The sequence below is a fragment of the Streptomyces sp. NPDC002889 genome (assembly GCF_042888425.1).
Taxonomy (GTDB): Bacteria; Actinomycetota; Actinomycetes; order Streptomycetales; family Streptomycetaceae; genus Streptomyces.
In genome coordinates this window covers 276,016-295,335 of the sequence record NZ_JBIAPT010000001.1, presented here as the reverse complement: position 1 = coordinate 295,335, position 19,320 = coordinate 276,016, and the positions used below count along the sequence as shown (strand labels likewise).

Below are 19,320 nucleotides of genomic sequence, written 5' to 3'. Positions count from 1 at the left end.
GGGTGCAGCCCTGGGCCCGCTCGCTTCTTGGGGGAAGCCATCAGTACGTCAGAAATACTCGCTGCCAAGGGAGTCGACCTCTCCTACGGCACGCAGCCGGCCGTCCGCGACGCCCATCTCTCGGTCGCACGTGGCGAAGTCGTGGCCATCACCGGTCAGAGCGGTTCCGGCAAATCCTCGCTGCTGTACTGCCTGGCGGGCGTGCTGCCCGCCGCACGGGGTCAGGTGCGGTTCGAGAACCGGTCACTGGGCGATCTCACCGACGACGAGATCAGCACGCTGCGCCGCGAGCGCTTCGGATTCGTCTTCCAGTACGGCGAGTTGCTGCCCGAGCTGACCATCGAGGAGAACACCGCCCTGCCGCTGCGCCTCGCCGGGCAGCGCAAGAAGCCCGCGCTCGCCGCCGCGGGAGAAGTGCTCGAGCGGCTCGGGCTCGGCGAGCTGCGCGAGCGCCGCCCGTCCCAGGTGTCGGGTGGCCAGAGCCAGCGCGTCGCCGTCGCCCGGGCCCTGGTCCACCGCCCGTCCGTCGTGTTCGCCGACGAACCGACCGGATCGCTGGACAGCGCCAACGCCGATGCCGTGCTGAAGGAGTTCCTGGAGCTGGCACGGTCTCAGGACACCGCCCTCATCCTGGTCACGCACGACCCCACCGTCGCCGCCCAGGCGGACAGCCACTACACGATGTCCGACGGCGTCCTCACCCCACGGGGGGCGGCGTGAGGGAGTTCCTGCTCGGCCTGCGCCTGCTGTTCGGCGCCGGCCGCGGCAACCGCATACGTTTCTTCCTGATGGCGGCCGGCGGCTCCATCGGGGTCTGCTGTCTCGCACTCGTGCTGACCATTCCGCAGATCCTCGACGCGCACGACGGGCGCTCAGCCGCCCGCGAGCCCCAGTCCACCTCGGCGCAGCCGGCCGGCTCCACACTGATCCTCCAGCGCTCGGACCCGTACGGCTCCAGGACATTCACCCGGGTGTTCGTCGCCAAGGGTGCCAAGGGCACGGACAAGACCCCGCCCGGGCTGAGCGAACTGCCCGACCCCGGCCAGGTGTTCGTCTCCCCGCGGGTGCACGAGCTCCTGCGCGACCAGCCCACGGTCAAGGGACTGCTGCCAGGCCACGAGAAGGGAGTGATCGGTCCGGCCGGGCTCGCCCACCCCGACGAGCTGTTCGCCTACATCGGCACCACGCGCGACCGGATCGCCGACGAGGGACGCGCGCTCCAGGGCTTTGGATACAGCTACGCCCCGTTCCCGGCTGTCGAACCGTCCACACTCACCAACCTCCGGTTCGCCCTGGGCACCCTTGTCCTGCTCCCGCTCGGCATATTCCTGTCCGTCTGCGCGCGGCTCTCCGCCGCCGGCCGTACACGCCGGCTCGCCTCCCTGCGCCTGCTGGGGCTGAGCGTCAAGGGCACCCAGCGGGTGAACGCCGCCGAGACCGTCGTCGCCGCGCTGCTCGGCGCGCTCCTCGGCCTCGGCGAGTACTGGCTCCTCAATCAGGTGATGACGCGCACCGGGCTGCCCAGTCTGAGGTGGTATCCGGACGACGGCGCCCTGTCCGCGACGACCATCGCCGTCTGCCTGATCGGTTGCCCGGTCCTCGCCTGGTTCGTCGGACGGGCCAGTGCACGCGACGCCGCCGCCAATCCGCTGGCGGTACGGCGCACCGCTGCGCCCGGACGCCCGGCCAAATGGGGCGGCCTGCTGCTGGTGAGCGGCCTCGGCATCGTCATCGGCTACTGCGGGACGGGCCTGATCGGCCGCCCCGCCAACAGCATCGGCCCGAACGCGCTGCTGATTCCGGCCGGCATTCTGCTGACCGGCCTGGGGCTGGTGCGCACGCTTCCCCTGATCTCGTACACCCTCGCCCGCCGGCTGGCCCGGACCACCCAGTCCCTCACGCTGAATCTGGCGATGCGCCGCAACGAGGTCGAGCCGGGCAGCACCATGCGGGTCGTCACCGGCCTCGTGCTGCTGGTCTTCGCCGCTTCGCTCGCCCAGGGCGTCCTGATCCAGCTGAAACAGGTCACCCGTCCCTCCGCTCCCGTGCAGGACTACTCGCTCCCGCTGTCCGCGATCACCGCAGAGCAACAGCGTGACCTCTCACGCCTACCGGGCGTGCGCGCACACGCTCTGATCATGGACTCCTGGGTCGACCTCGATCTGCCGGACGGCGTGCTGCCGTCCCAGACCACCGCGCTCCTCGCCACCTGCGAGCAACTGGCGGAGATGGTGAAGCGCTCCGAGGGCTGCGAGGACGGCAAGGTGATGCAGCTCTTCGACCCCAACTCGAGCGTCGGATCGGACCTGGTCCCGGGCACGTCCTTCCCCTTCCGCTTCGAGGGAGGCAAGAGGAAGGACCTGAACATCACGCTGCCCTCCGAGCGGGTCGTCCACAGCGCGTACTCGCCGTCCGCCGCCGGCAGTGCGACCCTCCTCCTCCCGCCCTCCACCCTGCCGTCCGACGCGCGCCCCGAGACGGCTCGGCTTGTGCTCGTCAGCACTTCCGACCCCGCCCAGGTCCGCAAAGTCCTCGACGGCATCGCGGCGATCGCCCCGATCGCCGAGATCGAGCTCATCGGCGTGAACATCCAGGGTCTTCAGCAGATCGCCGTCATCGAGACTCTGCTCGCCCTCGGCATGATCATGGGCCTGGTCATCGGGGCCGCTGCCTTCCTCGTGTCCGTGACCGACCGGGCCGTCGAACGACGTGCGCAGGTCACGGCCATCACATTGATCGGCGCACGCACACGGACGATGCGGACGGTCCAATGCGTCCAGGTTGTGCTGCCGCTCAGCATCGGACTCGTGCTGGCGCTCGTCACGGGCAAGCTGGCCGAGTCCAGCTATCTGATCACCGGGGGCAGCGAGATCTACTGGGACGTCGCCGGAACGCCACTGCTCGCCCTCGCTGCGGCGGGGGTGGCGGCGGCGGCCGCCCTGGGGAGCATGCCTCTGGTCGGCAGGCGGATCGATCCGGAGCTGATACGCCGCGACTGACCAAGCACCGTAAATCGTCAACCCAAGGTTGACGATCTAACGGTCGTCAACCTAAGGTTGACGCATGGCAGATCCAGTCCGATTGACTCATCCCGTCCGGCTCGACGATCTGATCGAGGCCATCAAGAAGGCACAGCCCGACGCGCTCGACCAGCTGTCCGACGCGGTCATCGCGGCGGATCACCTCGGTGACATCGCCGACCACCTCATCGGCCATTTCGTGGACCAGGCCCGGCGTTCGGGCGCCTCCTGGACCGAGATCGGCAAGAGCATGGGCGTCACCAAGCAGGCCGCACAGAAGCGCTTCGTGACCAAGGAGTCCGACAAGCCGCTCGACCTCGACCCCGGCCAGGGGTTCAGCCGCTTCACCGAGCGCGCCAGGAACGTCATCATGGCGGCCACCAACGAGGCCCGCGCCGCCGACAACGACCAGGTACGCCCCGAGCATCTGGCGCTGGGGCTGCTGATCGAGCCGCAGGCGCTCGGCGCGCAGGCGATCGTCGCGCAGGGGGTGATGCTCGACCGTGTCCGCGAGGCCCTCACCGCCGCTCTCCCGGCCGAGGACGGCGAGCTGCCCGAGGTCCTTCCCTACGACGCCACGGCACGCAAGGCGCTCGAACTCACCTTCCGCGAGGCCCTGCGGCTCGGCCACAACTATGTCGGGACCGAGCACATCCTGCTCGCGCTGCTTGAGGCCGAGGGCGGCTCGGGTGTGCTCACCGGCGAACTCGGCATCGACAAGGCGGTCGCCGAGGCACACATCGGCAAGGCCGTCGCCGAGGCGGCAGCCGCTCAGCAGCAGAGCTGACGCTTCTCCCCCACTCTCGCCAGAGGCCGACCGCGGCGGTCCCTGACAGGAGCAGGACGACCGGAGAGGCCCCGGTACGTCAGGATCGAGGTTCCCGGCATGAGGTGAGCCAACAGCGACCAGCGCAGGACCACCCGGCACGATGCCGCGAGCATCGCGATCGGCAGGCGCGCCCAAGGCACCTGATCCGGCGACGGACGGCACTGCCCCACGGCGACCAGAGCGGTCGCCGGGGGCATCGGGCCGGCCAGGCCGGACCAGGCACCGTTGGGCGTGAGGAACCGCCCCCGCATTCCAGAACCACGCACACGATGCGACGGGCCCGGACACGGAGCGAACGCGGAGAACCAGTGTGCCCGACACCGTTCGGGACACAGGGCTGAGCATGAGTCCTGGCAACAGGACTCACTCCCGCTCATTTTCCGGCAACGGTTCAGCGCATCAGTACGCCCGCGTCCTCCCCCGTCGACTCCGGCGGCAGCGCCACCAGGCCCAGGTCCGCGCCGGCCGGGATGAGCCGGTGCGCGGGCAGGATGCGCACGGTGTAGCCGAACGGACCGGTGCGCTCGAGCGCGAGCGGTCCCTCGTACATCCAGTGGCCCTCCAGGTCCGGGCCGCCCGCCGGCTTCAGCGGGAAGGTCCGGGCGTCGCGGATCGCGTCGTCGGAGTCGACCCGGCCGGCCACCGCCTGAACCTCCACATCGTCCGGCTGGAGTTCACCGAGCGCGACGCGCACCCGCAGGGCGAGCGTGGAGCCCAGTTCGGCCGTGGCCGCCGGCGCCGCGGGCGCCGACTGGTCCAGAGCCTCCACATGGTCGACGGCCACCCCCGACCAGGCACCGCGCACCCGGGCCTTCCAGGCCGCGAGCTCCTGTGCCGTGGCCGCGTCCAGCGCCCGGTGGGCCTGCGCCGCGGGGGCGTACAGCCGCTCCACGTACTCGCGCACCATGCGGCCGGCGAGCACCTTGGGGCCGAGCGTGGTCAGGGTACGGCGGACCATCTCGATCCAGCGCCCGGGCAGTCCGCTGCTGCCGCGATCGTAGAAGCGCGGGGCGACCTGGTTCTCGATCAGCCCGTACAGAGCCGCCGCCTCCAGCTCGTCACGGCGGTCCTCGTCGGTGGCCGAGCCGTCGGCGGTGGGGATCGCCCAGCCGAAGTCCGGCTCGAACCATTCGTCCCACCACCCGTCCAGCACCGACAGATTGAGCCCGCCGTTCAGCGCGGCCTTCATCCCACTGGTTCCGCACGCCTCCAGCGGCCGCAGCGGATTGTTCAGCCAGACATCGCAGCCCGGGTAGAGCTTCTGCGCCATCGCCATGCCGTAGTCGGGCAGGAAGACGATCCGGTGGCGCACCCGCGGGTCGTCGGCGAAGCGCACCAGCTCCCGTACCAGCCGTTTGCCGCTGTCGTCGGCCGGATGGGCCTTGCCCGCCACGACGATCTGCACCGGGCGGGTCGGGTGCAGCAGCAGCTCCATCAGCCGGTCGCGGTCGCGCAGCATCAGGGTGAGCCGCTTGTACGACGGCACCCGCCGGGCGAACCCGATGGTGAGCACGTCCGGGTCCAGCGCCCCGTCGATCCAGCCCAGTTCGGCGGCCCCGGCCCCGCGCTGGCGCCAGGAGGCGCGCAGCCGGGCCCGTACCTCCAGCACCAGCTGTTCGCGCAGGGATCTGCGCAGCTCCCAGATCTCGCTGTCGGGGACGTCGGCAACGGCGTCCCACCGGTCCGAGCCGCCGACGGACAGGGCGTCCTCGGCGCGGCCCGCGCCGATCTGGCGTGCGCCGAGTCGCAGCACCTCGGGGGCCACCCAGGTGGGGGCGTGCACCCCGTTGGTGACGGAGGTGATCGGCACCTCGGCGGGGTCGAAGCCGGGCCACAGGCCGGCGAACATACGGCGGCTCACGGCTCCGTGCAGCCGGGAGACGCCGTTGGCACGCTGGGCGAGCCGCATGCCCATGACCGCCATGTTGAAGAGGTTGGGCTCACCGCCGGGGTAGGTCTCCATGCCCAGACTGAGCACCTTCTCGACGGGTACGCCGGGCAGTTCCGCGCGGTCCCCGAAGTGCCGGGCGACCAGCTCGCGGTCGAAGCGGTCGATGCCGGCGGCCACCGGGGTGTGCGTGGTGAACACGGTCCCGGCCCGGACAGCTTCCAGAGCGGCGTCGAAGTCCACTCCACAGGCGCCCAGTTCGCGGATGCGTTCCAGGCCGAGGAAGCCGGCGTGGCCCTCGTTGGTGTGGAACACCTCGGGCTCGGGATGGTCGGTCAGCCGGCAGTACGCCCGTACCGCGCGCACTCCGCCGATGCCCAGCAGCATCTCCTGCAGCAGCCGGTGCTCGCTGCCACCTCCGTACAGCCGGTCGGTGACGTCACGCTCGCCCGGGCCGTTCTCCTCGACATCGGAGTCGAGCATCAGCAGAGGTACGCGGCCGACCCGCGCGACCCAGATGTGCGCAAGGAGGGAATGGCCGCCGGGCAGGGCGAGGGACACCCGGGCAGGGGTGGCATCAGCCTCCCGCAGCAGGCTGACCGGGAGTTCGTTCGGATCGAGGACGGGATAGTGCTCCTGCTGCCAGCCGTCCCGGGACAGCGACTGGCGGAAGTAGCCATGCCGGTAGAGCAGACCGACGCCGATCAGCGGTACGCCGAGGTCGCTGGCCGCCTTGAGGTGGTCGCCGGCGAGGATTCCGAGGCCGCCCGAATACTGCGGGAGGGCGGCAGTGACACCGAACTCGGGAGAGAAGTAGGCGACGGCGGTGGGAAAGTGGGGTCCTTCGGCGACGTGGTGGCCGCCGCTGTTGGCCTGGTACCACCTGCGGCCGTGCAGATAGTCGTCCAGGTCGTCGGCCACGGTGGCCAGTCTGCGCAGGAAGCGCCGGTCGGCGGCCAGCTCGGCCAGCCGGGCGGCGGACACGGCCCCGAGGAGCCGCACAGGGTCTCCCCCGGCGGCCTGCCACCCCTCGGGATCGACGGTCTGGAAGAGTTCACGCGTCTCGGTGTGCCAGGACCAGCGCAGATTGCGGGCGAGGTCGCTGAGCGGCCGGAGCGGTTCGGGGAGGACGGGGCGGACGGTGAATCGACGAATGGCCTTCACAGGTCCCACCTTCGCAGGGGAGGTACACATCCGAGCGGACGCACGACGGTGTGCGTCCCTTTTCCGTCCCCATCGACGGTAGTGCCCCCGGGCCCTCCCCAACCACGGCGCGCGAGCACTCCAGGGGGCGCACGCCGGGCCCTACCCGGTCCGACCGCCCTTCCCCGGTGAGCCACGACCGATTACGGGCTCCTGGAGCAACCACCAACGGCCCCCGCCCTGGTCAGCCACAACGGGGCAAGGCTCCAGCCCGTGGAAACCCACCCCCGGAGCAACCACCAACGGCCCCCGCCCTGATCACCCACAACGGGGCAAGGCTCCAGCCCGTGGAAACCCACCCCCGGAGCAACCACCAACGGCCCCCGCCCTGATCACCCACAACGGGGCAAGGTCACGACCGGGCAAGGCTCAGAGCCCTCTGCGCACCGCGCGGCCGTACGGGGAGCCCTGGTTCACGGTCTCGGGGTCGAAGGCCCCGGTGGCCGCGTACCGGGAAGCGATCTCGGCCAGCTCGGCCGCCGGGATCACCTCGTGGATGTCGGTGAACCCGCGGGGGGCGCGCTGGTGCGCAAGGCTGATGACGACCTCCGGTCCCAGCTGCCGGTTCGAGCGCTGGAGTTCGGTCATGGCCGGTCTGCGCTCCCCCTCGTAGGCGGCCAGCGCCTCGACGGGGTCGGGATAGCGGGTCATCGCATGGGCGAGCGCGCGGCCGTCGACGATGGACTGGGTCGCGCCGTTGGAGCCGACCGGGTACATGGCGTGGGCGGCGTCGCCGATCAGGGTGGTGCGGCCGCGGGACCAGCACGGCAGCGGGTCGCGGTCCACCATCGGGTACTCGAACGCGGCTTCGGCGGCGCGCAGCACCTCGGGGACGCTGACCCCGCCGAACTCCCAGCCCTCGAAGTGACCGAGGAACTTGGTGACGGGGACGGGCCGGTTCCAGTCGCCTCGGAAGGTGGCGTCGGCCCCCTCCGCCGGCATCACGAGCGCCCAGTTGACCAGCACCTCGCCGCCGCCGGGCTCATGGATCGGGTAGACCACGGCCTTCTGCCGGTCGTCGCCCGCGATGAACATGAACGTTCCGATACGGCTCGCGGGCATACGGGAGACACCACGCCAGATGAGCAGGCCGTTCCACGGCGGTTCGCCCTCGCCCGGGTTGAGTGCCGCGCGGACCGTGGAGCGGATACCGTCCGCGCCGATGAGGACGTCGGGTTCCAGCGAGGCCCTGCCGCGCCGGCCGCCGTCGCGGTGCTCGAGCTGGATGCGGGGGCGGCGGCTGGGCAGCGCCTCGACACCGGTCACTCGTACGCCGCTGACCAGGGCGGATTTGCCGAGCCGGGCCCGTACCGCTTCGGCGAGCGTGAGTTGGAGGTCGCCGCGGTGGACGGAGAGCTGAGGCCAGTGGTAGCCGGCGCCGAGCCCGCGCGGCTCGCGGGAGATGAGTCCGCCGCTGCGGTGGTAGTAACGCAGCTCGCGGGTGCGCACCGCACGCTCCTCGAGCCGGTCGAGCACTCCGAGGGCGTCGAGTTCGCGCACCGCGTTGGGCATGATGTTCAGCCCCGCGCCGACCGGCTGGATCTCGCGGGCGGTCTCGACGACCGTGATCCGCTCGAAGCCGGCCGCGTGCAGCGCGAGTGCCGCGGTGAGACCGGCGATGCCACCACCGGTGATCATGATGTGGGTCATGGGGACGGGTCTCCTCAGATCTCCTCGGACTCCTCGGGCGGTCACGCGGCGGGCGCGGGCGGCCGTTCGGCGGACCGGCGCACAAGAGTCTCGTTGTCCCGGGTCAGGTCGAGCACCGCGCGGAGCAGCTCGACCGGGGCGCCACCGCTGCCGACCTCGTACAGCCGTACGTCCTCGCGGTATGCCTTGCGGGCGATGGTGAGGTGGCGGGCGCGGAAGGTCTTGAGGATGCGCAGCACACGGGCGAGGGAGACGGCGGAGTCCGCGAGCCGGCGCGGGACGCGGCGAGCGCCCTCCCAGCTGAGTGCGGCGGACAGTTTGGACACGGCGGAGGTGCCGCCCTTGTGCGCCGCGTAGTGGGCACGCCAGGACGGGAGGCTGTACTGGACGGAGCCCTCGAGAAAGGCGTCGTAGCGGTCGTTGCTTCGGTCGCTCTGCCACACCGTCAGATCGACCAGCCACAAGGGCACCTGGGCGGCTGCCGGACCGAGGTAGTCGGTGCCGGCGACATCGATCTCCTCGAAGTAGGCGCGCATCTGCTGGGCGAAGAACACCGGCGAGACGTGGGCGACAGTGAAGTCGATGGAGTCGACCATGGACTGCACATGCACGGCGGTGCGGTCGAGGGCGAGCGGGAAGCCGGGATCGTACGGTTCCAGGCGGGCGAGTTCGGCGCAGCTGTCGAGCGCGGCGACCAGGCTGGGGAAGACCATGCGGACCGCGTCCTGGAGGTTGCCCTCCATGGGGTCGCCCAGATACATGCGCTGCCGTTTCCCCGTGGGGTTCCAGGTCGTGTAGTGGTGCACGGTGTCGCGCGGGATCATGTCGGTGCGCCGGCCCAGCTCTTCGAGCACGGGCAGTACCTCGGGTACAGCGGCGACAGGTTCGCGGCCGTGACGTTTCAGCGAGCCGAGGACGATGCCAAGATCGCGCATGGCGGCCAGGGCGTCGACGATACCGAGCGAGGCGACCCGGTCCGGGTCGGGCACAAGGGTGCGCAGGGCGACGGTGAGCGCGGGCACATCGGCGGCGGCGTTCATCGCGGGCAGCGCGGCGAGCAGGGCGTCGGCGCCGAGCGGGTCCGCGGCACGTATCTCCGCTATCCGGTAGCGCGGGTCACCGCTCAGATCGAGGCCGGGCGCGACAAGGTCGTACAGGGTCAACTCAATGCCCCCCTCGGGCAACATCGGTTCAGGGTGGGATGGGGAGCGCCCCGCGTCAACGGTCACCGGACGCGGCGGCCCCTCTCGTTCACTCCACGGTGCCGCCGACCCGGTCCTGGCGTGGCGGCGCCGTGATGGGGGCGGGCAGTCGCAGCCGTACGGAGAGCAGGGCGGCCAGCGCCGCGAAGGCGGCACCGGCCAGCAGAGCGGACCTGAAGCCCGCGGCCTCGGCCGCGGCATCGCCCGCGGCGGTGGTGTCCGCGGTGGCCACGGCGACCAGGACCGCGAGTCCGAGGACCGAGCCGAACTGCTGGCTGGTGTTGACGAGTCCGGAGGCCAGACCCGTCTCGGTGGGCGCGACCTGGGCGGTGGCGGCCACGTTGGTGGTGACCATGACCAGCGGCAGGGCGGCGCCGAGCACCAGGCTGGGTGCGAGAACGGTGCCGGCGAAGGTACCGGCGGCGCTGAGGGCGAGTGCCAGCCAGACCATGCCCGCGAAGAGCAGGCCGAATCCGAGTGTCATGGTGGCGCGCAGTCCGAGGCGGCCGATGAGCCGGCCGGTCTGCGGGGCGACGGCGACGACGACCAGCGACAGCGGCAGAAGTCCGAGACCGCCGACGAGCGGGGACTGACCGAGCACCCGCTGCAGGTAGAGACTGACCAGGAAGAACATCGGGAACAGCGCCATCTGGGCAAGGGCGCTGAGGATGTTGGCGTCTCGCAGCGCGGGTCGCCGCAGCACCACGGGCGCCACCAGCGGGCGGGCGATACGGGATTCCAGCACAGCGAACACGGCCAGCAGGGCGAGTCCTGCGCCCGCGGAGGCGAGGGTGCGGGCACCGGTCCAGCCGGCTTCTCCCGCGCCGACGAGTGCATGGGCGACCAGGCCGAGTCCACCGGTGGCGGTGAGCGCTCCGATGAGGTCGAAGCCGCGTTCGATGGTGCGCGATCCGGGCTGCAGCAGGCGCAGCGCGGCGCCGGCGAGCAGCAGTGCACCGGACACATTGAGCCAGAAGGTGGAGCGCCATCCGAACAGATCGGTGAGGACGCCGCCGAGTACGGTGCCCAGCACCCCGCCGAGCCCACCCATCGCGGCGAACACGCCGAGGGCCTTGTGCCGACCGGGGCCGTCCGGGAAGAGGGTGAGCAGCAGGGCGAACGCGGCGGCCGCGGCGAGGGCCGCGCCGACGCCCTGGACGGCGCGCGCGGCGATCAGGGCGCCGACCGTGCCGGCGATGCCGCCCGCGGCGGATGCGGCGGCCAGCAGAAGGAGCCCGGCGAGACAGAGCCGCCGGTGCCCGAGGAGATCGGCGGCGCGCCCGCCGAGCAGCAACAGCCCGCCGAAGGTGATCAGATACGCGTTGGCGACCCAGGACAGCCCGGCCGACCCCGACCCCAGGTCGTCACCGACCGAGGGCAGCGCGACATTGATGATCGCGGTGTCCATGATCAGCAACAGCTGTGTGGTGGCGAGCAGGGCGAGCGCGGCGCCCCGTCGGCGGTCCGGGCCGGGCCCGACCGGGCCGCCCGGCTGCCCCCCGGCAGCCGGGTGGGCCCGTGCGGCCCGCGGCCGCCGGGCAGGCGTCGCTCCGACGCGCCCGGGCCCCCGAGCGGGCGTGGCTCCGCTGGGACCGGGCCCCCGGGACGGGGCGCCCCGGCCGGTCGCGTCGTGGAAACCGTCGGCGCTCACCGGTCCGCGGTCTCCTCGCCGAGCGAGTAGCCGTCCAGGCAGGCACGGGCGAGCGACTCGCAGCTGTCGGTGTTGCCCTCCCACACCTGCTGCATCAGATAGATATGGGGCGCGCCGTGGTAGAAGCGCTCGTACTGCTCGTGGCGGCCCGCGAACTCCGAACCCAGCGCGTCCCAGGCGAGCTTCAGCAGCTTGATGCGATCCTCGGCCCCATGCCCGGGTGAGCGGATGTACTTCCTCACCAGGGGGCCGAGTTCGGGATGCAGCAGGTCCTCGGCGGAGGCGGGCAGCTGGATGATGCCGCCGCCCGCCAGGAGTTTGATGTCCTGAACGGCCTGCGGATACAGCTCGCCCGCCATGATGCGCTGGGCGAGGGAGATCTCCCTGCCGGGCATCACGCCGCCGCGCCCCCCGTCGACCTCCTCGTACGAGGCCTCCGCGGCCAGCACGAACGCCTTGGCCTGGGCGACCTTGCCCATCAGCCCGCCGATCACCTGGGTGACCTGCGGCAGCTGGTAGGTGTTGTTGGCCTTGGTGAGCAGGATCGCGATGCCGGTGAGGAACTCCAGCTTGGTCCAGAAGCGGGTGGCCGACTGGTGCACGAAGTTGACGTAGGCCGGCGTCTGCCACCACATCCGGAAGGTCGTGTCGACATTGCGGTAGGTCAGGACCCTCTCCCACGGGACGAACACGTCCTCGCACACCAGCAGCGCGTCGTTCTCGTCGAAACGCGAGGAGAGCGGGTTGTCGAAGACGCTGCGCGCCCGGCCCTCGTAGGAGGTGCGGGAGACGAACTTCAGGCCGGGGGTGCCGACGGGCAGCGAGAAGCACAGCGCTTGCTCGACGTCCTGCGGCGCGAGCGGCTCGATGGTGCCGACGATCACCTCGTTGCCGAACACCCCCGCGGTGCCGATCATCTTGGCGCCGCGTACCACGACCCCTCCGTCCTTCTCCGCGACCACCCGCACCACCAGGTCGTCCTCCTCCTGCTCGCAGGCCGCCCTGGTGCGGTCGGTCTGCGGGTTGGTGAGGGTCAAGGTCGGGTACAGGTCGCCCTCGGCGAGCCTGCGGTGCCAGGCGAGAACGTTGTCCGCACCGTCGAAGGTGTCCGTGGTGAACAGGTTCGGCACGGCCGCGAATCCGGCGGCGCCGCCCGCCATGCAGTCGGGCGTACGGCCCAGGAACCCGAAGCTCGACTCGGCCCACACCTTGTACGCGGTGCGCCGCGCGAGGAGGTCCTCGTACGAGCGCGGCACGGCGAAGGCCCGGTGCACGCCGCCCACGGTCAGACGCTGCGTGTACTCGGAGTCGTGTGCCAGGTCGTAGAGCCGGGCGATGGACGCCGCGGTGTTGCGGAAGGCGGCGTGGCGCGTGACGTCCTGGACGCGTTCGCCGTCGAGCCACACCTCGCGCCCGTCCCGCAGCGATGCGAGGTACTCCTGGCCGGACCTGGTCAACGTCTCTCCTCGAACGGGATGCTGGTTTCAGCCGAGCCTGTCTCCCGCCGAGGAGGCAGGGCAATGAACGACCGTCCAGCGGTCCTTAAGAACCGGCCAGTCATGCAGCTGAGGGGCCTTGCGCGCGGTACTCGCCGGGTGTCCTGCCGTACCACTTGCGAAAGGCCAGGTGGAAGCCGACCGCGCTCTGGTAGCCGACCCGCTCCGGCACGGCCGACTGCGGCAGCGACGTCTCGCCGAGCAGCCGGGCCGCCTCCTGCATCCGCCGGCCGGTCAGATGCCGTGCGGGTGCCTCGCCGACCAGTTCCCGGAAGGCGGCGGTGAATGCCGAGCGGGACATGCCGACGGTGCGGGCCAGCGATTCGATGGTCCAGGGCTCGGCGAACCGGGTGGCGATGATGACCAGCGCCTTGCTGATGCCGGGGTGGCGCAGCACGGGCAGCGACGCGGGGTTGTCGGCGAGTTCGCGCAGCAGCGGGCGCAGCGCGAGCACCAACGCCATCTCGAAGGCGCGCAGGGTGATCAGCCGGTCGCCGGGTCCGACCGGGCGGTCGGTGGTGGCGAGCAGCCGCAGGGTGTCGCGCAGCAGCGGCTCACGGTCGACCTGGGAGCCGTCGAGGACCAGCGCCCAGGGCAGTGCCTTGTACAGGCCGGTGGCGGCGGAGGCGTCGTAGTGCAGCCCGGCGCACAGCAGCCGGCTCTCCGGGCCGTCCCCCTCGATCCGGATCTCTCCGGAGGTGCCGGGCCGGCGCTGGGGCAGTACGGCGGCCAGCGCGACGCCCCGCCGGTCGGGACGGTCGGCGAGCCGGTGGGCGGTGCCGGTGGGGAAGAGGGCGAGATCGCCGGCGTGCAGCTCGATGGGTGTCTGGTCCGCGCCGGTGATCCAGCAGTTTCCCTGAGTGATGAAGTGCAGTACGGCGCAGCTCTGTTCGGCGTCGCCCTCGATCGCCCAGGGCGCGCGGACATGCCAGCGGCTGTCGAAGACCCCTGTCAGGCGCAGGGGTTGGAGCAGCTCGCTCAAAAGGTCGTCGTGGAGGCCGCCTTGGACACTGCCGCCGCCCTTGCTCTGGGTGGGTTCCATTGGACGATCCTTCAACCTCCGCCCCGGATTGTTAATTGATCGGCCGAAGCCGTCGCCGCGAGCCTTGAAGAGCCGTTCCCGGCACCAGCTCACCCTATCGAAGGGGCACTTCACACACATGTCCGATGACATTCCGATGCGCGTGGCGGTCGTGGGGGCGACCGGCTTCCAGGGCGGTGCCACGGCCCGTCTGCTGATCGAGCGCAAGCACCGCGTCCGTACGCTCAGCCGCAAACCCGAGGAGGACCGCCCGGAGCTGCCCGGCGTTCTGGTCGTGGACGGCGACCTGGGTCGGCAGGAGGATGTGCGCCGGCTCTTCGAGGGGGCCACGCACGCGGCGGTGACGATGCCGCTGGTGTACGAGGCCGACAAGGTCCTGGCGTACTCCCAGCACATCGCGAAGGCGGCCCGCGACTGCGGTCTGCGCCGGATCGTCTACAACAGCAACACCCGTGTCCCGCGGCACAGCACCCGGCTCGCCGCCTTCGAGACCCGCAGGCTGGCCGAGACGGTGTTCCGCGAGAGTCTCGCCGACAGCGGTGTCGAGCTGGTCGTGGTGCGCCCGCCGGTGTATCTGGACAACCTCTTCAGCCCGTGGAACGGCCCGGCGCTGGTGAACGAGGGCGTGCTCGCCTATCCCCTGCCGGCCGATGCCCCGGCCGCGTGGATCTCGCACCGGGATCTGGCCGAGGCCATATACGCGGCACTGACGGTGGACGCCATCGCGGGGCGCACCTTCGACATCGGCGGCGAGCGGTCGCTGACGGGCCCTGAGCTGGCGGCGGCGTTCGCCCGGGGGCTCGGCCGGGATGTGCGCTACGTGGCGCTGGAGCCGCACGTCTTCGAACAGGGGCTCGCCCAGATCGTGGGCACCGGGGCGGCCGCCGGGGTGGCGGGGATCTACCACTTCATGGCGGGCGACGCGCAGCCCGCCCTGATGGCGGGTGACGACGGGGGGTCGGCGGCCGCTCTGTCGCTGAAGCCGACTCCGGCGGACGAGTGGGTGGCGCGTCAGCCGTGGCAGTTGTGGTCGGGAGAGCAAGCGTGAGGCTCGACGAAGGCATGGTTATGAGCCATGTCTCGAGTGGCCTCACGGCCCTTCTGCGGCCGGCGGCGAACCAGCGCGCGTAGTGCGCGCAGGGCGCACAGGGTGCATGCCACGCCGGGGCACACGGCGCACGTAACGACAGACAGGCCGGTTCCCTCTTCTCGACGGAACCGGCCTCTTTGTGTGTCTTGTGCTGTCCCCTACGCCCTAGTAGTTAACACATCACCGGATTGCCCCCCGGGCATGCCGGGGAAGGCTCATCCGGTACGCAAGCCGGTGCACCCCTCTCACCATTCTTTCCGCCCACCCGGGTGAACGCGGACAGGAGCGGACATGCGCGCAGCCCGCCAGTCACCGAAGTCATCGACTGAGCAGTTAGAAAGAACACCCAAACCCCGGAAACGAGCACAACGCTCTCCATCCGCCCGGCCCGCACAGCCCCCAGGTGATGTCGTGAACTCGCTCATCGGTCGCATCCCCGTCCTGGATGTCCGCCCTCTCGTCGACTGTGGCAACAGGCCCGCGAAAGCCGTGGCGGGTGAGACCTTCCAGGTCACCGCCACCGTCTTCCGCGAGGGCCATGACGCGGTCGCCGCCAACGTCGTTCTCTACGACCCGAAGGGCCGCCCGGGTCCCTTCACCCCCATGCGGGAGCTCATCCCGGGCACCGACCGATGGGGTGCCGAGGTCACCCCCCTCGGCGAAGGCCGCTGGGCCTACGCCGTGGAGGCCTGGAGCGATCCGATCGCCACCTGGCGGCATCACGCCACCATCAAGGTCCCGGCCGGTATCGACACCGCACTGGTCCTCGCGGAGGGCGCCGAGCTGTACGAGCGCGCCGCCGCGGGGGTGCCCAAGAAGGACGGCCGGGAGGCGGTGCTCGCGGCGGTCGACGCGCTGCGCGACACCGGACGCTCGGCGGCCGCCCGGCTGGCCGCCGCGCTCGCCCCGGACGCGGCCGCCGCGCTGGCCCGGAACCCGCTGCGCGAACTGGTCAGCAGCTCACCGCAGTTGCCGCTCCAGGTCGAGCGGCGACGGGCGCTGTACGGCTCCTGGTACGAACTGTTCCCTCGCTCCGAGGGCGCGGTGCTCGGGAAGGGCGGGCAGTCCGTCCCGGGCACCTTCCGTACTGCCGCCGAACGGCTTCCGGCCATCGCCGCGATGGGCTTCGACGTCGTCTATCTGCCGCCGGTGCACCCCATCGGCACCACCCACCGCAAGGGCCCGGACAACTCCCTGGAGGCCGGCAGCCACGATGTGGGCGTGCCCTGGGCCATCGGCTCCGCCGACGGCGGGCACGACGCGCTCCACCCCGACCTCGGCACCTTCGCGGACTTCGACCACTTCGTCACCGCTGCCCGCTCTCTGCGCATGGAGGTGGCCCTGGACTTCGCCCTGCAGTGCTCCCCCGACCACCCCTGGGTGAAGGAGCACCCGGAGTGGTTCCATCACCGGGCCGACGGATCGATCGCCTACGCCGAGAACCCGCCGAAGAAGTACCAGGACATCTATCCGATCGCGTTCGACCGGGACATGCCGGGACTGGTCGGCGAGACGGTGCGGGTGCTGCGCTTCTGGATGGACCGCGGGGTGCGGATCTTCCGCGTCGACAACCCGCACACCAAGCCCGTCGTCTTCTGGGAGCAGGTGATCGCCGACATCAACACCACCGACCCCGATGTCGTCTTCCTCGCCGAGGCGTTCACCCGGCCCACGATGATGCACACACTGGCCGCGATCGGCTTCCAGCAGTCGTACACCTACTTCACATGGCGCAACACCAAGCACGAGCTCACCGAGTACCTCACCGAGCTGACCGGCGAAGCCGCCTCGTACATGCGCCCCAACTTCTTCGTGAACACCCCCGACATCCTGCACGCCTATCTCCAGGAAGGCGGCCGGCCCGCCTTCGAGGTGCGCGCGGTGCTCGCCGCGACCCTGTCGCCCTCCTGGGGCATGTATGCCGGGTACGAGCTGTGCGAGAACGTCCCGCTGCGCCCCGGCAGCGAGGAGTACCTGCACTCGGAGAAGTACCAACTACGTCCGCGCGACTGGGAGTCGGCGGAGCGGGCGGGGACAACGATCACGCCGCTGATCACCAGGCTCAACCGGATCAGGCGCCGCCACCCCGCGCTCCAGCAGCTGCGCGACCTCCATTTCCACCACGCCGACAACGACGCGGTGATCGCCTACTCCAAGCAGTCCGGGCCGGACACGGTCATCGTGGTCGCCAACCTCGACCCCCACCACACCCAGGAGGCCACGGTCTCGTTGGACATGCCGCGGCTCGGGCTCGACTGGTCCGAGAGCGCCCCGGTGCGCGACGAGCTCACCGGCGAGACCTACTACTGGGGCAGGACCAACTATGTGCGCCTCGAGCCGGGCCGTATGCCCGCGCACATCCTCGTCCTGCGACCGTCCCCGCAGACCGGAGGGTCACCCACATCATGATCGTCAATGAGCCCGTCCACGACACCTTCGAGGACACACCCGCCCGCGACCGGGACCCCGACTGGTTCAAGCGAGCCGTCTTCTACGAAGTCCTGGTGCGGTCCTTCCAGGACAGCAACGGCGACGGCGTCGGCGACCTCAAGGGCATCACCGCCAAGCTGGACTACCTGCAGTGGCTGGGGGTGGACTGCCTGTGGCTGCCGCCGTTCTTCAAGTCCCCACTGCGGGACGGCGGTTACGACGTCGCCGACTACACCTCGGTGCTGCCCGAGTTCGGCGATCTCGCCGACTTCGTGGAATTCGTGGACGCCGCGCACCAGCGCGGTATGCGCGTCATCATCGACTTCGTCATGAACCACACCAGCGACCAGCACCCGTGGTTCCTTCAGTCCCGCAGCGACCCGGAAGGGCCGTACGGCGACTACTACGTCTGGGCCGATCACGACAAGCAGTACCAGGACGCCCGGATCATCTTCGTCGACACCGAGTCGTCCAACTGGAGCTTCGACCCGGTGCGCAAGCAGTACTACTGGCACCGGTTCTTCTCCCACCAGCCGGACCTCAACTACGAGAACCCCGCGGTCCAGGAGGAGATCATCTCGGCGCTGCGGTTCTGGCTGGATCTCGGCATCGACGGCTTCCGGCTGGACGCCGTGCCGTACCTGTACCAGGAGGAGGGCACCAACTGCGAGAACCTCCCGGCCACCCACTCGTTCCTCAAACGGGTGCGCAAGGAGATCGACGCGCACTACCCCGACACGGTGTTGCTCGCCGAGGCCAACCAGTGGCCGGAGGACGTCGTCGACTACTTCGGCGACTACGCGGCCGGCGGCGACGAGTGCCATATGGCCTTCCACTTCCCGGTGATGCCGCGGATCTTCATGGCGGTGCGGCGCGAGTCCCGCTACCCGGTCTCGGAAATCCTGGCCAAGACCCCGGCCATCCCCAAGAGCTGCCAGTGGGGCATCTTCCTGCGCAACCACGACGAGCTCACGCTCGAGATGGTCACGGACGAAGAGCGCGACTACATGTACGCGGAGTACGCCAAGGACCCGCGGATGCGCGCCAACATCGGCATCCGTCGGCGGCTCGCCCCGCTGCTGGACAACGACCGCAATCAGATCGAACTGTTCACGGCGCTGCTGTTGTCCCTGCCCGGGTCCCCGATCCTCTACTACGGTGACGAGATCGGAATGGGCGACAACATCTGGCTGGGCGACCGTGACGCGGTGCGCACCCCGATGCAGTGGACGCCGGACCGCAATGCGGGCTTCTCGTCGTGCGATCCGGGCCGGCTGTACCTGCCGACCATCATGGATCCGGTCTACGGCTACCAGGTCACCAACGTCGAGGCGTCGATGGCCTCGCCATCGTCGCTGCTGCACTGGACCAGGCGAATGATCGAGATCCGTAAGCAGAACCCGGCGTTCGGCCTCGGTTCGTACACGGAACTCGCCTCCTCCAACCCGGCGGTGCTCGCGTTCCTGCGTGAGGCCCCCTCGAACGAGGAAGGGGGCGACGATCTGGTGCTCTGCGTACACAACTTTTCGCGGTTCGCGCAGCCCACCGAGCTCGACCTGCGCGCCTTCAACGGCCGTCATCCCGTGGAGTTGATCGGCGGGGTGCGCTTCCCCGCCATCGGACAGTGGCCCTACCTGCTGACTCTCGCCGGGCACGGTTTCTACTGGTTCCGTCTGCGAAAGGACGCCGCTCCCGCCTGACGCGTCCCCGAGGGGCATCTGCTCCCGCGGGGCGGTTTCCACCGCCCCGCATCGGGCACTCTCCCCCTCATCCCCGCGCGCCGCCGGACAGCCACAGCTGTAATCCGGGACACTTTGCG

The 19,320-nt window shown here is 70.5% G+C and carries 12 protein-coding genes and 1 pseudogene; 7 read left to right on the top strand and 6 right to left on the bottom strand.

Annotated features, from left to right (window positions below):
- The first annotated feature begins 27 nt into the window (after positions 1 to 27).
- From ACFYWI_RS01340 to ACFYWI_RS01325, 4 genes and pseudogenes are all read left to right on the top strand, one after another.
- On the top strand, positions 28 to 720 hold the full coding sequence (locus ACFYWI_RS01340; protein ID WP_389223647.1) for an ABC transporter ATP-binding protein: 693 nt from the start codon (positions 28 to 30) through the stop codon (positions 718 to 720).
- Positions 717 to 2,999, top strand: a complete 2,283-nt coding sequence (locus ACFYWI_RS01335; protein ID WP_389223644.1) for an ABC transporter permease — start codon at positions 717 to 719, stop codon at positions 2,997 to 2,999. Before ACFYWI_RS01340 ends, ACFYWI_RS01335 begins: the two co-directional genes overlap by 4 nt.
- Positions 3,000 to 3,063: 64 nt before the next feature.
- Positions 3,064 to 3,807 carry a Clp protease N-terminal domain-containing protein gene (locus tag ACFYWI_RS01330; protein ID WP_389223641.1) on the top strand — a complete coding sequence of 248 codons (744 nt, stop codon included), beginning with the start codon at positions 3,064 to 3,066 and terminating at the stop codon, positions 3,805 to 3,807.
- Positions 3,808 to 3,921: 114 nt separating this feature from the next.
- Positions 3,922 to 4,180: pseudogene (locus ACFYWI_RS01325) on the top strand (IS200/IS605 family accessory protein TnpB-related protein); the annotation flags it as partial.
- A 60-nt stretch (positions 4,181 to 4,240) separates the two neighbouring features.
- Here ACFYWI_RS01325 and glgP read toward each other — a convergent pair.
- From glgP to ACFYWI_RS01295, 6 genes are all read right to left on the bottom strand, one after another.
- Positions 4,241 to 6,901 (bottom strand): alpha-glucan family phosphorylase, encoded by a 2,661-nt coding sequence (gene glgP / locus ACFYWI_RS01320; RefSeq protein WP_389223638.1) that lies wholly within the window; start codon positions 6,899 to 6,901, stop codon positions 4,241 to 4,243.
- Between the two features lie 408 nt (positions 6,902 to 7,309).
- Entirely contained in the window at positions 7,310 to 8,590 is a 1,281-nt protein-coding gene (locus ACFYWI_RS01315) for an FAD-dependent monooxygenase (RefSeq protein ID WP_389223635.1), read from the bottom strand.
- Between the two features lie 41 nt (positions 8,591 to 8,631).
- Positions 8,632 to 9,777, bottom strand: coding sequence for a monodechloroaminopyrrolnitrin synthase PrnB family protein (locus ACFYWI_RS01310; RefSeq protein ID WP_389223632.1), 1,146 nt, complete (start codon positions 9,775 to 9,777; stop codon positions 8,632 to 8,634).
- A 64-nt stretch (positions 9,778 to 9,841) separates the two neighbouring features.
- Positions 9,842 to 11,443 carry an MFS transporter gene (locus ACFYWI_RS01305; RefSeq protein WP_389223629.1) on the bottom strand — a complete coding sequence of 534 codons (1,602 nt, stop codon included), beginning with the start codon at positions 11,441 to 11,443 and terminating at the stop codon, positions 9,842 to 9,844.
- Positions 11,440 to 12,900, bottom strand: coding sequence for a 4-hydroxyphenylacetate 3-hydroxylase family protein (locus ACFYWI_RS01300; RefSeq protein ID WP_389223626.1), 1,461 nt, complete (start codon positions 12,898 to 12,900; stop codon positions 11,440 to 11,442). The genes ACFYWI_RS01305 and ACFYWI_RS01300 overlap by 4 nt, the downstream gene beginning before the upstream one ends.
- Before the next feature lie 100 nt (positions 12,901 to 13,000).
- Positions 13,001 to 13,981: an AraC family transcriptional regulator gene (locus tag ACFYWI_RS01295; protein ID WP_389223624.1), complete on the bottom strand. Its 981-nt coding sequence runs from the start codon at positions 13,979 to 13,981 to the stop codon at positions 13,001 to 13,003.
- 118 nt (positions 13,982 to 14,099) lie between these two features.
- Here ACFYWI_RS01295 and ACFYWI_RS01290 point away from each other — a divergent pair, with 118 nt between their 5' ends.
- From ACFYWI_RS01290 to treS, 3 genes are all read left to right on the top strand, one after another.
- Positions 14,100 to 15,029, top strand: coding sequence for an SDR family oxidoreductase (locus tag ACFYWI_RS01290; RefSeq protein ID WP_389223621.1), 930 nt, complete (start codon positions 14,100 to 14,102; stop codon positions 15,027 to 15,029).
- Positions 15,030 to 15,362: 333 nt separating this feature from the next.
- Positions 15,363 to 17,480 carry an alpha-1,4-glucan--maltose-1-phosphate maltosyltransferase gene (locus ACFYWI_RS01285; protein ID WP_389223618.1) on the top strand — a complete coding sequence of 706 codons (2,118 nt, stop codon included), beginning with the start codon at positions 15,363 to 15,365 and terminating at the stop codon, positions 17,478 to 17,480.
- Entirely contained in the window at positions 17,477 to 19,201 is a 1,725-nt protein-coding gene (gene treS / locus ACFYWI_RS01280) for a maltose alpha-D-glucosyltransferase (protein WP_389223615.1), read from the top strand. Before ACFYWI_RS01285 ends, treS begins: the two co-directional genes overlap by 4 nt.
- Positions 19,202 to 19,320: the final 119 nt, after the last annotated feature.